The sequence below is a fragment of the Pseudomonas sp. UBA6310 genome (assembly GCF_002438225.1).
Taxonomy (GTDB): Bacteria; Pseudomonadota; Gammaproteobacteria; order Pseudomonadales; family Pseudomonadaceae; genus Pseudomonas_O; species Pseudomonas_O kuykendallii.
This window is the reverse complement of record NZ_DJTK01000066.1, coordinates 35509-50891: the sequence shown is the minus strand read 5'-3', so window position 1 is coordinate 50891 and position 15383 is coordinate 35509. Positions and strand designations below refer to the sequence as shown.

15 protein-coding genes are annotated in these 15383 nt (G+C 66.5%); 6 read left to right on the top strand and 9 right to left on the bottom strand.

The annotated features are described in order from the left end of the window. From B3E91_RS15800 to B3E91_RS15760, 9 genes are all read right to left on the bottom strand, one after another. Window positions 1-307, bottom strand: a 307-nt coding sequence (locus tag B3E91_RS15800) for a glutathione S-transferase N-terminal domain-containing protein (RefSeq protein ID WP_287030412.1), incomplete at its 3' end; no start/stop codon positions are given. Window positions 308-357: 50 nt separating this feature from the next. Further along, window positions 358-1221: an alpha/beta fold hydrolase gene (locus B3E91_RS15795; RefSeq protein WP_287030411.1), complete on the bottom strand. Its 864-nt coding sequence runs from the start codon at window positions 1219-1221 to the stop codon at window positions 358-360. Then, on the bottom strand, window positions 1218-2030 hold the full coding sequence (locus tag B3E91_RS15790; protein WP_287030410.1) for an alpha/beta fold hydrolase: 813 nt from the start codon (window positions 2028-2030) through the stop codon (window positions 1218-1220). Before B3E91_RS15790 ends, B3E91_RS15795 begins: the two co-directional genes overlap by 4 nt. A gap of 124 nt (window positions 2031-2154) precedes the next feature. Continuing rightward, window positions 2155-2796, bottom strand: a complete 642-nt coding sequence (locus B3E91_RS15785; protein WP_287030408.1) for a LysE family translocator — start codon at window positions 2794-2796, stop codon at window positions 2155-2157. 49 nt (window positions 2797-2845) lie between these two features. Next, complete coding sequence (locus tag B3E91_RS15780) at window positions 2846-3649, bottom strand: AraC family transcriptional regulator (RefSeq protein ID WP_287030406.1); 804 nt, start codon at window positions 3647-3649, stop codon at window positions 2846-2848. Window positions 3650-3722: 73 nt separating this feature from the next. Beyond that, on the bottom strand, window positions 3723-5390 hold the full coding sequence (locus tag B3E91_RS15775) for an AMP-binding protein (protein WP_287030405.1): 1668 nt from the start codon (window positions 5388-5390) through the stop codon (window positions 3723-3725). A gap of 107 nt (window positions 5391-5497) precedes the next feature. After that, window positions 5498-5959, bottom strand: coding sequence for a phosphohistidine phosphatase SixA (gene sixA / locus B3E91_RS15770; RefSeq protein ID WP_286784995.1), 462 nt, complete (start codon window positions 5957-5959; stop codon window positions 5498-5500). Continuing rightward, a complete protein-coding gene (locus B3E91_RS15765) occupies window positions 5956-6288 on the bottom strand; it encodes a DUF4389 domain-containing protein (protein WP_287030401.1) in 333 nt (110 codons plus the stop codon). The genes sixA and B3E91_RS15765 overlap by 4 nt, the downstream gene beginning before the upstream one ends. 16 nt (window positions 6289-6304) lie before the next feature. Beyond that, a complete protein-coding gene (locus B3E91_RS15760; protein ID WP_090231032.1) occupies window positions 6305-7327 on the bottom strand; it encodes an NAD(P)H-dependent glycerol-3-phosphate dehydrogenase in 1023 nt (340 codons plus the stop codon). A 138-nt stretch (window positions 7328-7465) separates the two neighbouring features. Between B3E91_RS15760 and B3E91_RS15755 the strand changes: the two genes are divergently transcribed. From B3E91_RS15755 to B3E91_RS15730, 6 genes are all read left to right on the top strand, one after another. Next, a complete protein-coding gene (locus B3E91_RS15755) occupies window positions 7466-9616 on the top strand; it encodes a TonB-dependent receptor plug domain-containing protein (protein WP_376747764.1) in 2151 nt (716 codons plus the stop codon). A 1-nt stretch (window position 9617) separates the two neighbouring features. Then, window positions 9618-10535: an ABC transporter substrate-binding protein gene (locus B3E91_RS15750; RefSeq protein WP_287030398.1), complete on the top strand. Its 918-nt coding sequence runs from the start codon at window positions 9618-9620 to the stop codon at window positions 10533-10535. Further along, window positions 10532-12457, top strand: a complete 1926-nt coding sequence (locus tag B3E91_RS15745) for a response regulator (RefSeq protein WP_287030396.1) — start codon at window positions 10532-10534, stop codon at window positions 12455-12457. The genes B3E91_RS15750 and B3E91_RS15745 overlap by 4 nt, the downstream gene beginning before the upstream one ends. A gap of 176 nt (window positions 12458-12633) precedes the next feature. After that, window positions 12634-13149: a 3-hydroxyacyl-[acyl-carrier-protein] dehydratase FabA gene (gene fabA / locus B3E91_RS15740; protein WP_090231035.1), complete on the top strand. Its 516-nt coding sequence runs from the start codon at window positions 12634-12636 to the stop codon at window positions 13147-13149. Between the two features lie 11 nt (window positions 13150-13160). Continuing rightward, window positions 13161-14378, top strand: coding sequence for a beta-ketoacyl-ACP synthase I (gene fabB / locus B3E91_RS15735; RefSeq protein WP_090231036.1), 1218 nt, complete (start codon window positions 13161-13163; stop codon window positions 14376-14378). A 189-nt stretch (window positions 14379-14567) separates the two neighbouring features. After that, on the top strand, window positions 14568-15338 hold the full coding sequence (locus B3E91_RS15730) for a DODA-type extradiol aromatic ring-opening family dioxygenase (protein ID WP_287030393.1): 771 nt from the start codon (window positions 14568-14570) through the stop codon (window positions 15336-15338). Window positions 15339-15383 lie beyond the last annotated feature (45 nt).

The window sequence follows — 15383 nt, the reverse complement described above, 5'->3', positions numbered from 1 at the left end:
CGCCCATCTGGAACATCAGCCACTGCAGCACCCGCGAGCGGCCCTTGACGTCGCTGGGCATCAGTTGGCCGGTCTTCTCGGCGAGGTAGACCAGAATTGCCCCGGACTCGAAGACGGCGAAGTCGTCGTTGTCGCGGTCGACGATCGCGGGAATCCGCCCGTTGGGGTTGATGCGCAGGAATTCGGGGGTCTTCTGCTCCTTGCGATCGAAGCTCAGCACGTGCAGGTCGTACGGCAGGCCGAGTTCCTCCAGAGCGATTGAGACCTTGTGGCCATTGGGCGTGGCGGCGGTATAGAGGTCGATCATGATCTTCTCCCTTGTCTGGCCGCCCAGACTTCCCAGTTGCCGGCGGCAAGTCAAGCCGAAGCGAAGCGCCTATTGAAACAGTCTGCTACGGAGGCGGCGCCGGCTTCGTCGTCCAGGTGCAGGTGATGACCGCCGGCGAGTCGGGTGACGTTGAACGGCAATGATTCGAGCATCTGCAACAGCGGCAGCTCGCCCTTCAGCAGGCCGTTCTCGGCGAGCACCAGGTCGACCGGGCACTGCACAGCGGCGAGAAACGCCTGGCTGTGCGCACGGGTGAAACGCAACGGGCTGGGCAGCGTCAGCCGCGCATCGGTACGCCAGGTGTAGCCGCCGGGCACCGGCATCAGCCCGCGCTGCGCGAGCAGCTCGGCGGCTTCGCGGCTGACCGCGCCAACGCCCTTCATCCGCGCCATCACCGCCTGCTCGACCTTTTCGTAGACCGGCTTGCGCTTGTTCGGCAGGTCGAGCTGCGCCTGCAACGCCTCGCCCAGTTTTCGCGGCGCATCGGCGGCCTCGCCCAGGTAGGGAATCAAGCCATCGATCAACGCCAGGCGCTCGATGCGCTGTGGCATGGCGCCGGCCAGCAGGACGGAGACGATGGCGCCCATCGAGTGGCCGAGCAACGAGAAGCGCGACCAGCCCAGTTGCCCGGCGACGTGCAGCACGTCCAGCGTGTAATCCCAGAGTTGGTAACCGGCGCCCGCGGCGCGGTGCGCGGAATGCCCGTGCCCGGCGAAATCCAGGGCGACGATGCGCATCCCGGTCAGCTTGGGCGCCAGCCGGGCGAAGCTCGCCGCGTTGTCCAGCCAGCCGTGCAGGGCGATCACCGGCCGCCCGTCTTCCGGACCGTAGAGATGGGCGGCCAGCTCGATGTGCGGGAGGTTGAGGCGGATCTCTTCGACGGGCGCGCTCATGCGGGCTCCTTTTCGGCATCGGAATGGGATTCCCAACGCTGGAACAGCGACCTGAGCAGTTCCGCCGTCTGCGCCGGGCGTTCCAGCGGGAACATGTGGCCGCCAGGCAGCGTCAGGTACTCACCGCGCGGGATGCGCTGCACGGAACGCGCATGGTGCGGCAGTACTACCCGACTATGCCGGCCGCGCACCACGGCCAGCGGCACCTGCAACTGCTGCGGCCGCCCGGGGCTCAGGTGCGGCACGCTGCGGTAGATACTGATCTCCGTAGCCGGGTCGAATTTCAGGCGCAGTCCCTTATCGCTGGGGGCGAGGCCGTGCTCGACGTAGGCGTCCAGGCATTCCGGATCGAAGCGGCGGAACAGACCCTTGCCGGCGAAGTACAGGCGCGCCTGCGCGGCGTCGTCGAAGGCTTCGCGGCGCCCGAGAGTTCGCCCGGCCGGGGTGATGCGGTCGATGAAGCCGAAGCGTTTGGCGGCGCGAATGACCAGCCGGTCGGCGAGCGTCAGCACCGGCGAGTCGAGCATCACCACGCCGCGGTAGAGCCGCGGACGGCGCAGCGCCGCGTGGTAGTGCAGCACGCCGCCGAGGGAGTGGCCGACGCCCCACACCGGCTGTTCGAGCGCTTCGAGGTGATGCAGCAGCTCGTCGACCAGCCCGCCCCAGTTGTCGTCCACCGGAAAGCGCGGGTCGTGGGCGTGCTGCTCCAGGTAGTGCAGCGGGTAGTCGGGTCGCAGCGCGGCGAACAGCTTGCCGTAGGTGGCGGACGGAAAGCCGTTGGCGTGGGCGAAGAAGATCGGCGATGGCATGCGCGGCACTCGGCTCGGGATTCTCTGGGGAATCTATCGGGGAATCGTCCAACGGATTCTCCGGCAGCCGTTCCTGCGCGGCAACGATCGTAACTGCCAGTGATGGCGGTGCAACGGCCAGGCGTCAGTGCGGCAACGCCAGCCGCAGCAGGATCGCACCGGCCACCAGCAGGAACACCAGCCCGCAGAGGCCGTCGATGACAGGCGCGGCGCGCAGCAGGCGGCGCTGCAGGCGTGGCTGGGTCAACGCGACGCTGAGCAGGCTGAACCAGGCCAGGCCGAAGAAGAACAGGATGCCCGCGGCGGCGAACTTGCCCGGCAGGGACATGTGCGGCGGGATCAGGCTGGTCAGCAGCGCGAGGAAGAACACCAGCGCCTTGGGATTGAACAGGTTGGTCGCGACCCCGCGCAACCAGGGGCCAAGCGGCGACGGCGCGAGTTCACCGTCGAGCCCGCCGCCGGACGCCTCGCCGCGGCGAAACCAGGCGCGCAACGCACCGACCCCGAGCCAGCCGAGGTAACCGGCGCCGAACAGCTGGATCGCCGTGAACAGCAACGGCGAGCGGCTCAGCAGCAGCGAAACGCCGGTGAGCACCAGAGTGCCGTGCAGCAGGATGCCGCACGCCAGGCCCAACGCGCTGAGCAGACCGGCGCGACGGCCCTGATGGATCGCGGTACGCACCACCAGCGCCACGTCCGGCCCGGGGCTGACCAGCGCCACGGCGAACACCGCCATCAACGACAGCAAGACGGAGGTCTCCTGCATGCTTTTCTCCAGAATTCGGGGGTAAGGTCGAAATGAACGAGCGTGGCCGTCAGCCCTGACGCAAGCGCGCCGGCGACAGCCCATAGGTACGGCGGAACAAGCGGGAGAAGTGCGCCTGGTCGTAGAAGCCCAGGCGCAGAGCGATGTCGCTCAGGGGAAGACCGCGCAACACCAGCGGCAGCGCCCTCTCCAGACGCAGCGACATCAGCCACTGGTGCGGCGGCAGGCCGGTTTGCCGGCTGAAGCGGCGCAGCGCCTGCCACGGGCTGACACCACAGAATGCCGCCAGCTCTTCCAGGCTCGGCGGCGCGTCGAGGCGCGATTCGAGCCAGTCGCGCAGGCGCCTCCAGGTCGTCGGGTCGAAGCCCTGGGCGGGCTCGCGGATACGCAGGCTCGAACCCATGTCCAGCAGATGCGCCAGCGCCTGCCAGAGGGTGCTTTCCTGGGACAGCGGCGAGCCGCCGAGCATGGCCGCGTGGAAATCCTGCAGATGCGCTTGCAGGCGAGGATCGCGCAGCACCGCGCTGGTCAGCCGCGGCGCGCCCTGGCGCCCGTCACTGAGGCTGCGGCTGGCGTCGTCGAGCCATTGCGGGTCGAGCGCCATCACGCGGATGCGATAACCCTCGCCCGTCAGGCTGGCGCCGTCGTGGATGCATTCCGGAGCCATCAGCAGCATGTCGCCGGCGCCGACCTGGCGCTTTTCGCCGCGATGCACGTAGCGGTGCTCGCCGCGCAGCAGCAGGCCTAGGTGGTACTCCAGGTGGAAATGCCGGGGGAATGCGAAGCTGTGGTACTCGGCGTCGATGAGACGCACGCCCGACAGCCCGCTGATGATGTGGTTGATCTGCTCCATGCGCCCATTTTACCCGCTGACGGCGCCACGCTCTTGGACAAAATTGCAGCGCGGCGCCGGAGGGCACCGGCGGTCAGTCGTGCCAGAGCACCGCCTGCGAGCGGGCCGCCCATTCGCCGAAGCGCGCTCCGTAGGCATCCTCGATCATCGCCCGCTTGATCTTCAGGGTCGGCGTGAGGAAGCCGTTGTCCACCGCCCAGATGTCCTTGACCAGCACCAGACCCTGCAGCCGTTCGTGCTTGTCGAGGCCGCCGTTGACCTCTTCGAGCAGGTTGCGCAGGCTGTTTTCCAGTTCAGTGCGGGTGCCGTTCGCCGCCTCCGCGCGGCCGACTTCGGAAAGTACGCAGAGCGCCATCGGCTGCGCGAGGCCATCGCCGATCACGCAGACCTGCTCGATCCGCGAATGCACCGCCAGGCGGTTCTCGATCGGTGCCGGGGCGACGTACTTGCCCTTGCTGGTCTTGAAGATTTCCTTGATCCGCCCGGTCAGCCGCAGGTAGCCCTCGGCATTCTGTTCGCCCTTGTCGCCGGTACGCAGGAAGCCGTCCTCGGTGAGGGTCTCGGCGGTTCGCTGCGGGTCCTTGTAGTAGCCGCTCATGGTCGCGTCGCTGCGAATCAGCACCTCGCCGGAATCGTCGATCCGCACTTCGACGCCGGGGCTGGCGATGCCGATCCAGCCCGGGCGTTGCAAACCGGGGCGGCCCAGGTGCGAGTAGCCGCAGTTCTCGGTCATGCCGTACACCTCGAGCACCTCCAGGCCGAGGCGCCGATACCAGTCGAGCAGCGCCTCGGGCACCGGCGCGGCGCCAGACAGCGCGAAGCGCACGGCGTCCAGGCCTAAGCCGGCGAGCACCTTGCGCCCGACGACACGTCCAACCAGCGGCAGTGCCAGCAGGCGATCCAGCTTGCGCGCGGGCATCTTGCTGTAGACGCCCATCTGGAACTTGGTCCAGATCCGCGGCACGCCGAAGATCACCGTAGGCCGCGCACGCCGCATGTCATCGAGGAAGGTCTCCAGGCTTTCGGCGAAGAACACCGTAAGCCCGGCATACAGCGAGGCCATCTCGACGAACATCCGCTCGGCGACATGACACAGCGGCAGGTAGGACAGCACGCGATCGTCCTCGCCCACCTCGGTGAGCTGGCTGCCGTTGCTGGCGGCGAAGCCGAAGCTGCCGAAGGTCTGCATCACGCCCTTGGGTGTGCCGGTGGTGCCGGAGGTGTAGATGATGCTGGCGAGCTGCCCGGCCGGCGGCAACGGATTGTCGCGGATCGGCGAGCAGGTCTGCAGCTCGTCCCAGGTGTGGTGGAAATCGGCCGCCGGGTGCAGCGGCAGGCTGACCGTCTTCACGCCAGGCGGCACGCCCGGCGCCATCGCGCCCCAGTCGTCCAGCTTGCCGATGAAGGCCACCTGCGTCCCGGAATGCTCGAGCACCTGGCGCACCGAATCGGCCGTGAGGTTGGGATACAGCGGGACGGAGACATGCCCGGCCATCCAGATCGCCAGGTCGGCGACGATCCAGTGCGCGCAGTTCTTCGAGATGATCGCGACACGGCTGCCCGGCTCCAGTTCGAGGCCGCGCAGCCAGCACGCGGCACGCCGCGCCTGCTCGCCCACCTCGCCCCAGCTGAGCACCTGCAGTTCTCCGCCGGGCAATGGCTGGACCAGATAACGCTTGTTCGGATGCCGCTGTTCGCGCTCATAGAAGAGCGCGAGGGGTAAACGCTGCGCAGTAGCCACAGGGACGCCTCCATTGTTGTTGTTATGGGGATCAACCAAGCACTTGCTTGGTTGACTATTCCATGAGCAACAAGGGGCTGCAACCGCGAGATTGTGTCTTTTTGAAATCAAACCCGCGGGTGGGTCAGGGAAACCAGCTGCATGCCGCCGGCCAGAGCCATTTCGCCGTCGAGGACCGCCAGGCTCGCGGTGCTCATGGGCAGCGGCTGCTGGCGGTGGCCGTGGACCAGCAGCCCGCCCAGCGCGCCGACCAGGGGCTGATGGGTGACCAGCAGCAGTTCGTCTTCGCTGCGCTCGTTCAGGCGGTCGAGGGCTTCGCGCAGATCGCTGTCGGGGGTCAGCCAATCGGCGCTCTCGATCACCCCGCGGTAGCCGAGCTGGGTCGCCACCAGCTCGGCGGTCTGCTGGGTGCGCACGTAGGGGCTGGCGAGGATCGCCTGCAACGGTCTTTCGGCAAGCAACGACGCGCTGGCGCGGACTTCGTCGCGACCGTGTTCGGTCAGTGCGCGGCGCGCATCGTTGGTACGCGGTGCCTCGGCCTCGCCGTGTCGCAGCAGGTACACCCTCACGGTTGTGCCTCGTCGCGGCTCAGCGGCTCGACCGGACGCAGCGGGGCTTCGCCATCGGCGACACGCGGCGTCGGCCAGTCGGCGAACGGCCAGGGCTTGCTGTCGGTGTGAAAGGCGCCGAAGCGACCGATCTGCGCCAGGTACTGCGCGAGGCTGTCGCCAAAGTCCATCAGCGCACCGCTCGGCGCGCCGTTGATCAGGCGGAACACCACCTGCGCCACCACCAGCAGCGCCAGCAGGACCTCGGTCACCTGCCAGACGAAAAAGAACAGCAGCATCCAGAGAATCCGCAGCACAAGGGATTCACGGCGCGGTTTGGCGTCGTTCATGTACAGCTCCTTGGGTTCAGAAATCGCTGATCGAGATGAAGTCCACGTCGGTCTTCGGCTCGGCGCGCATCAGGGCCTCGATGACCTGGGCCAGGGTACGGCCCTCGAAGAGGATCGCGTGAAGACCGGCGACCAGTGGCATGTAGACCCGCAGTTCCTCGGCCTTGGCACGCAGCACCTTGATGGTGTTGACGCCCTCCGCCACTTCGCCGAGGCGATTGACCGCCTGCTCCAGGCTGAGCCCTTCGCCGAGGGCGAAGCCGACCTGGTAGTTGCGGCTCTTCGGCGAGGAACAGGTAACGATCAGGTCGCCGACTCCGGCCAGGCCGAGAAAGGTCATCGGATTGGCGCCCAGCTTCACCGCGAACCGGGTCATCTCGGCCAGTGCGCGGGTGATCAGCATGCTCTTGGTGTTTTCGCCCATGCCCAGTGCCACGGCCATTCCGGCGATGATCGCGTAGACGTTCTTCAGCGCGCCGCCCAACTCGACGCCGAAGCGGTCCTGGCTGGCGTAAACGCGGAACGTGCGGCCGTGCAGAACCTGCTGCACGCGGCTGCAGAGGTCGGCGTTTTCGCTGGCGACGACCGTCGCGGTGAGGGCGTGCTCGGCGATTTCGCGGGCCAGGTTCGGCCCGGAAATCACCCCGATGGAAGCCTCCGGGGCGATCTCCTCGAGGATCTGGCTCATCAGCAGAAAGCTCTGCGCCTCGATGCCCTTGGTGGTGCTGACCAGGTACTTGCCGCTCAATCGATCGGCCACCGGCGACAGCACGCTGCGCAGCGCGCTCGAGGGCAGCGCAACGAACAGCAGATGGCTGGCCTCGAGCGTGGCGGCCAGATCGGTGACCGGTTCCACCGCCGGATGCACCTTGATGCCCTTGAGATAACGCGGGTTTTCGCGGTTCTGGCGAATCGCCTCGGCCTGCTCGGGGTCGCGCATCCATTGGCGGACCGCCTGGCCGTTCTCGGCCAGAAGGTTGGCGATGGCGGTGCCGAAGCTGCCGCCACCGAGGACCGCGATGGGTTGCTGTGCTGTCATGGAAGGTCCGCAGGGTTATGGCAATCGGCATCCATTATACGGCGCGCCGTTGAAGCGACCAGTGGCACGGCCAAATGCCACCGCGGTGCGCTGGCAAAGCCCGGCCGCTCGGTTAACATGCGCGCTTTGCTGCCCCCGATGATCGCCGTCGTGCCACTACGCCCTTCGCTCCCCTTCTCCTTCGCGCTGCTGGCGCTGGCCACGACCCATCCGGCAGCTGCCGAAGACCTCTTCGCCGACGGCGAAAGCGTGCCGCAGATTCTCACCGCGACCCGACTCAAGCAGTCGCCCGCCGCCGTTCCCGGCAGCGTGACCCTGCTTGACCGGCAACTGATCGAGTCCAGCGGCGCGCGAAGCGTGCCGGAGTTGATGCGGCTGGTGCCGGGGATGATGGTCGGCTACCTGTCCGGCAACCAGGGCATGGTCAACTATCACGGCAGCAGCGTCAGCGAAGCGCGGCGCATGCAGGTACTGATCGACGGCCGCTCGGTATACCGCGCCGGCCTGGCGACGGTGGACTGGGCGGACATTCCGGTGGCCCTGGAAGACATCGATCGGATCGAGGTGTTTCGCGGGCCGAATACGGTCAGCTACGGTGCCAACGCGCTGATGGGTGTGATCAACATCATCACCCGCTCGCCGTCCGAGAGCATCGGCACGCGCCTGAAGGTCACCCGCGGCAAGCGTGGCGTGAACGACTGGTACGCCAGCCAGGGCTTCAACTGGCAGGACGGCGACATGCGCCTGTCGCTCTCCGGGCTGCAGGACGACGGTTTCGACCATGACGACGAAGGCAACGACTTCCGCGACAGCACCCGCGCCAACCGTTTCAACCTCTCCACCACTCACCGCCTCGATGCGCAGCAGACGCTCGACTGGCAGTTGGCGGCCAAGGAAGGAACCAACCAGCGGCCCTACAACTATGAGCCGGTGTTCGACAGGCTGATTCCGGGCGGCATCGCGCCGGGGGACAACAACTCCGACGTGGTCGCCCGCGACTATGCCGGCTCGATGCGCTGGACCTTCGACATGAACCCGCGCCACAGCCTTTACATCCAGGGAGCGGCGCAGCACTGGGACCGCAAGCAGGAATGGGTGGCCTGTGACGCCGCTCTGGCCTTCAGCCCGCAGCTCGCCGAGCTCTGGAGCCTGAATCCGGTACTGACCAAGCGGGTATTCCGCTTCCCTACCCGCCCACTACCTGCCGGCACCACAGTGACGGAAGCAGCCCTGGCGCAACAGGTGCTGCAACAGATGCAAGAACAGGTGACCACGCAGCAGCCGGCCGTCTGCGGCGACGTCAACCAGAACATCCGAGAAACCCGCTACGACCTCGAACTGCAGGACACCTACAGCGTCACCGACAGCCTGCGCCTGCTCAGCGGCGCCGGGTACCGCCGCGAGGAAGTGGCGTCGGACACCTACTTCGGCGGCAAGCTGGACAACGACATCCTGCGCACCTTCGCGCACCTCGAGTGGACGATCGACCCGCACTGGATCCTGCAGGGCGGCGCGATGCTGGAGAACGACCGCAACAGCGGCGAATCGCTTACCCCGCGCCTCGCGGTGAACTACCTGATCACCCCCAGCCACGGCTTGCGCGCGGTGTATTCCGAAGCCGTGCGCACCCCCGACATGGCAGAGAACAACCTCGACCTGCGCTATGAGGTGAGCAACCTTTCGCCGAGCGTGAACGGCCAGAACAGCGCCTATTATTTCTCCAGGGTCACAGGTACGGGTGGCCTCAAGGAGGAGCACATGCGCTCGCGCGAGCTCGGCTACAACGGACTGTTCTCCAACCTGGGGTTGAGCATCGACCTGAAGCTGTTCCGTGAAGACGTGAGCGACATGATCAGCGAGGCCTTCACCAGCGATGGCTACACCCCCAGCAACGCCAACAGCATGAGTTTCCAGGGCGCCGAACTGCAGGCGGACTGGCGCCTGAGCGCCAGCGACCGCGTGCGCCTGACGTACGCCTATGTCGACCAGTCCGGCACCGAAGACCGCGACCTGCGCCTTTCGGCACGCAACAGCGGGTCGGCGGCCTGGATGCGCGAGTGGGCCCACGGCTGGTCGAGCAGCATCATCTATTACGGTGCCGACGCCCTCAACGAACGACGTTTCGAGCGGCTCGACCTTCGCCTGGCCAGGCGCGTGCGCCTCGGCAGCACCGACCTGCAGATCGCCGGCGTACTGCAACAGCGGCTGGACGACGAGGCACTGACCTGGAAAGAAAACCTCTACGACGACCGCCAGCAGTTCTACCTCAGCGCCGAACTGGGCTTCTGAGATGCGCCCCTCCTCAAGGACGAGTCTGCTGAACGCCACGCTGGCCTGCGTGTCGATGCTGCTCGTCCTCGCGCTGCGCGGCGCGGATGCCGCCGAGATCATCCTCAGCGCCCAGGACGCTCCCGCGGTGCGCCAGTTCACTGCCGCACTGGCGGCGCAGCGGCCTGAAGATCAGGTGCGCTTCGTGCCGATCGGCGAACTAGCGATCGGCCCGCTTCCGCCACCGACCACCCGGCTGATCCTGATCGGCGAAGACGCCCTCGCGTGGCGCCTCAAAACGGCCATCGAATCGCCCACCCTGATCATGCGGGTCAACCGCCTGGAGGCTCGCCGCTGGCTGAACGGCCAGCGGCCGGAAAACGTCACGCTGCTGTGGAACGATCCGCCGCTGGATCGCCAGTTGAAACTGCTGCGCCTGCTGCTCCCCCATGTGCGCCGGGTCGGCGTGCTTTTCGACGTAGACAGCCAGCACCTGCTCGAACCGTTGCGCCAGGCCGCGGCGCCCCTGCAGCTGGAGATCGTCGCTCGGGAATGGCCCAACCCGCGCGACAGCCGTCCACTCCTGGAGCTGCTCAACGACAGCGAGGTGCTGCTCGGCTTCGAGGCGCCCAGCCTGTACAACCCGCTGACCGCCAAGAGCCTCCTGCTGACCAGCTACGCCCGCCAGCGCGCGCTGATCGGCCCCAACGCGCCCTTCGTCCGAGCCGGTAGCCTGAGCAGCACCTACAGCGACCAGGACGACTGGCTGCAAAGCCTCGATGAACTGCTCGACCAGCCCCCCGCGAGCTGGCCGAGAGCGCTCTATCCGACGCATTTCAAAGTGCTCAGCAACCCCCAGGTCGCACGCGCCCTGGGCATCGCCCTGGACGATGACGCCGAACTGGCGAGGCGCCTGGCAGCAGGAGAACACAGCCGATGAAGTTCCGACCGAGCTGGGATATCCATACCCGGACGCAGCTGATCAGCGTGGGGCCGGCGCTGTTGCTGACCCTGCTGCTCACTGGTCTGTTCACCTTTACCCGCCTGCAGGACCTGCAGCAGGAGCTGCAGCACACCGGCCAGTTGATCGCCGACCAGTTGGCGCCGGCCTGCGAATACGGGGTGATTTCCGGAAACCTGCCGGTCCTGCGCAGCCTGCTCAAGGCGACGATGGAAACGCCCCATGTGCGCTATCTCGAGGTACGCGACCGCGACGACAAGGTCCTGGTCTATCTCGAACGCGGAGGCCGGGATAGCGGAGGGAAATCCTCGGCGACCTTCCAGGCGCCCATACGCCTGCAGGCGCTGGTGTTTCCCGATGACGAGGCAAGCCTGACCGGTGAGCCGGAAATACCGCCGCTGGCTGATAGCGAGCACCTCGGCCGCGTGGTGGTCGGCATGTCCAACGATGCGTTCAGCAGCCGCCAGCAGGAAATCCTCCTGAAAGCCGCCGCGCTGGCGCTGTTCGCGCTGGTCTTCACCTTCATGCTGGCGCGCCGGCTGTCGCTGCGCCTCGCCGAACCGATCAGCGCGATGGGCCAGGCGGTGCAGGCGATCCGCGCGGGTCGTTTCGAGACCCAGCTACCGGAAGTCGACGAACATGAGCTGGGCGACCTGGCGCGGCACATCAACCGCCTGGCCGACGGCCTCGCCCAGGCCAGCGCCGAACAGGAAGGCACCATCGCCCAGCTGACCAACGCCCGCGAGGAAGCCGAGCAGGCCAACCGGGCGAAATCCGACTTTCTGGCGATGATGAGCCACGAGTTGCGCACACCGATGAATGGCGTGCTGGGCATGCTGCAACTGCTGGAAACCACCGAGATGACCCGTGAGCAGGAGGAATACGCCGCGCTGGCCAGCGAATCCACCGAGCATCTGCTCAAGGTGATCAACGACATCCTCGATTTCTCGCGTATCGAGCGCGATGCGCTGGAGCTGGAGCGGATTCCCTTCTCGCTCTTCGAGTTGATCCAGACATCGGCCATGGTCTTCCAGCACAGCGCCGCGCAGCGCGGCCTGGAGCTGCGCATCGATACCCAGCCAGGGCTGGAATGGCTTCAGGTACAGGGCGATCCGACACGCATCCGGCAGATTCTCGTCAACCTGATCGGCAACGCGCTGAAGTTTACCGAGGAAGGCCAGATCCTGGTGGAGGTGCGCTGGCAGCCGCTGGATGCCGAAGTGCTCTGGCTCACCTGCGCGGTGAAGGACAGCGGCATCGGTATCCCACCGGAGCGGCTCGAGCACATGTTCGACGCCTTCCAGCAGGCCGACAGTTCCATCTCCCGCCGCTACGGCGGCACCGGCCTCGGGCTGCCGATCGCGCGGACGCTGGCAGAGCGCATGGGCGGCACGCTGCGCGCGGAAAGCCAGGCGGCGCAAGGCTCGGTATTCACTCTGGAGATTCCCCTGCCGTTCCGCCAGCAGGTGCCTGGTGGTCACGGCCAGCGCGCCGTCGTCGGCAGTACCGGCAGCGGCCAGCGCGTGCTGCTGGTGGAAGACAATCCGGTCAACCAGACGGTCATCGAGGCGATGCTGCGCAGCCTCGGTTACACCGTCGCGCTGGTCGACGACGGCGTGCAGGCGGTGCGCGAAGCCGAACGCAACGAATTCGACGTGATCCTGATGGACTGCCGCCTGCCCGGCCTGGACGGCTATGAGGCGACACGTCGCATCCGCCGGCTCGAAGGTCGCGCGATGCTGCCGATCATCGCGCTGACGGCGAACGCCCTGCAGGGTGACCGCGAACGCTGCCTGGAAGCCGGGATGAACGATTACCTCGCGAAACCATTCAAACGGGCAGAGCTGCAGCAGTTGTTGCTGCGCTGGCTGCCGCCCCGCCCGTTCGGAAGCGGTGAGTAATGATAAAGTGCCGCACGCCCGCCGAATCGGCGACAATGCAAGTGTACGACTGTACTCGCTGCGCTGTGACTTTCAGCCAGGCCGCGCAGTCTATGACTAGGCTGACGGCATGCGCTGCCGTCGCCAGGACGACGATCCACCCCGGTCTTCACGCACGGGACCATTGAGGAGCTCGCATGACCAAACAACACGCCTTTACCTACGAAGACCTGCTTGCCTGCAGCCGCGGCGAGCTTTTCGGTCCGGGTAATGCGCAACTGCCCGCCCCCAACATGCTGATGATCGATCGCATCGTTCACATCAGCGAAAGCGGCGGCAAGTACGGCAAGGGTGAGATAGTCGCAGAGCTCGACATCAACCCTGACCTGTGGTTTTTCGCCTGCCATTTCGAGGGTGACCCCGTCATGCCGGGCTGCCTGGGCCTCGACGCCATGTGGCAACTGGTCGGTTTCTACCTCGGCTGGCAGGGCAATCCGGGCCGCGGCCGTGCGCTGGGGTCGGGCGAGGTGAAGTTCTTCGGCCAGGTCCTGCCGACCGCCAAGAAGATCACCTACAACATCCATATCAAACGCACCATCAACCGCTCGCTGATCCTCGCCATCGCCGATGGCTCGGTAAGCGTCGATGGCCGCGAGATCTACAGTGCCGAAGGCTTGCGCGTCGGCCTGTTCACATCCACTGACAATTTTTAAGGGTTATCCGCATGCGCCGCGTCGTAATCACCGGTCTGGGTATCGTTTCCTGCCTGGGCAATGACAAAGACACCGTCTCAGCCAACTTGCGCGCCGGCCGTGCAGGGATCCGCTTCAACCCGGAATACGCCGAGATGGGCCTGCGCAGCCACGTCTCCGGCTCGGTGCAGCTGAACCTCGAAGAACTGATCGACCGCAAGCTGTTCCGTTTCATGGGCGATGCCGCCGCCTACGCCTACCTGGCGATGCAGCAGGCCATCGAAGACGCCGGCCTGAGCGAGGAGCAGATCTCCTCGCCGCGCGTCGGCCTGATCGCCGGTTCCGGCGGTGCCTCGACGCTGAACCAGATGGAAGCCATCGACACGCTGCGCGAGAAAGGCGTCAAGCGCATCGGCCCATACCGCGTCACCCGCACCATGGGCAGCACCGTTTCCGCCTGCCTGGCCACGCCGTTCAAGATCAAGGGCGTCAACTTCTCGATCTCCTCGGCCTGCGCCACCAGCGCGCACTGCATCGGCAGCGCCATGGAGCAGATCCAGCTGGGCAAGCAGGACATGGTCTTCGCCGGCGGCGGTGAAGAAGAGCACTGGAGCCAGAGCTGCCTGTTCGACGCCATGGGCGCCCTCTCCACCCAGTACAACGACACGCCGGAAAAAGCCTCGCGCGCCTACGACGCCAAGCGTGACGGTTTCGTCATCGCCGGTGGCGGCGGCATGGTGGTGGTCGAGGAACTCGAACACGCCCTCAAGCGCGGCGCGAAGATCTACGCCGAAATCGTTGGCTACGGCGCCACCTCCGACGGCTACGACATGGTCGCGCCGAGCGGTGAAGGCGCGCTGCGCTGCATGCAGCTGGCGATGAGCACCGTCGACCAACCGATCGACTACCTGAACACCCATGGCACCTCCACGCCGGTGGGCGACGTCGCCGAAATCAAGGCCGTGCGCAACATGTTCGGTGACAAGGCCCCGGCGATCAGCTCCACCAAGAGCCTGTCCGGTCACTCCCTCGGCGCCGCCGGCGTCCAGGAAGCGATCTACTGCATGCTGATGATGGAAGGCAACTTCATGGCCGGATCGGCCAACATCGACGAGCTGGACGCCGAGGTCGGCGACCTGCCGATCCTGCTGAAGACCCGCGAGAACGCCAAGATCGACACAGTGATGAGCAACAGCTTCGGCTTCGGCGGGACCAACGCCACCCTGGTGCTGAAACGCTTCCAGAACTGATCGATCGCGATGACGAAAACGGCGCCCCAGGGCGCCGTTTTTTCATTGTCGCGACGCATGTCGGCGCATCGCCACGATCATCGCTCCGTTCTTCGCTGCATCGGCGAATTCGTTCATACGCATTGGAATTTTCCGCTGGAAACACCGCGCGGCGCTGCCGAAGATGAAGGCCTGATCAAGGAGTTCACCATGCTGCCCAGCCTGTTCATTTCCCACGGTTCGCCGATGCTCGCCCTGGAACCCGGCGCCAGTGGTCCGGCCCTGGCGCGCCTGGCCGCCAGCCTTCCGCGCCCGCGAGCGGTGCTGGTGGTATCCGCGCACTGGGAAAGCCCCGACCTGCTGGTCGGCAATGCCGTGCAGCCGGAAACCTGGCACGACTTCTACGGCTTCCCGCCGGCGTTGTACGCCGTCGACTACCCGGCACCGGGCGCGCCGGGCCTGGCCGACGAGGTGATCGCGCAGCTCCGCCAGGCCGGGCTCGATGCCCAGCTCGACCCGCAGCGCCCCCGCGACCATGGCGCCTGGGTGCCGATGCGGCTGATGTACCCGCAGGCGGATATCCCGGTGCTGCAGCTTTCCCTGCCGTCGCGCCGCGGCCCGGCTTTCCAGCAGCAGGTCGGGCGCGCGCTCGCCGGCCTGCGTGAGAGCGACGTACTGCTCGTTGGCTCCGGGAGCATCACCCATAACCTTGGCGAACTGGACTGGCACGCCGGGCCGGACCGCATCGAGCCCTGGGCGAGCGCGTTTCGCGACTGGATGGTCGAGCGACTGGCCGGCGACGACGAGGCCGCGCTGCTCGACTACCGTCGCCAGGCGCCATTCGCGGTGCGCAATCACCCCAGCGATGAACACCTGCTGCCGCTGTATTTCGCCCGCGCGGCTGGCGGGCCGGCGTTCAGCGTCGCACACGCCGGCTTCACCCTAGGCGCACTGGGGATGGACATCTACCGCTTCGACTGAGCGCAGCACTTTCCAGCACCCATGAAAAAGCCCCGCAACGGCGGG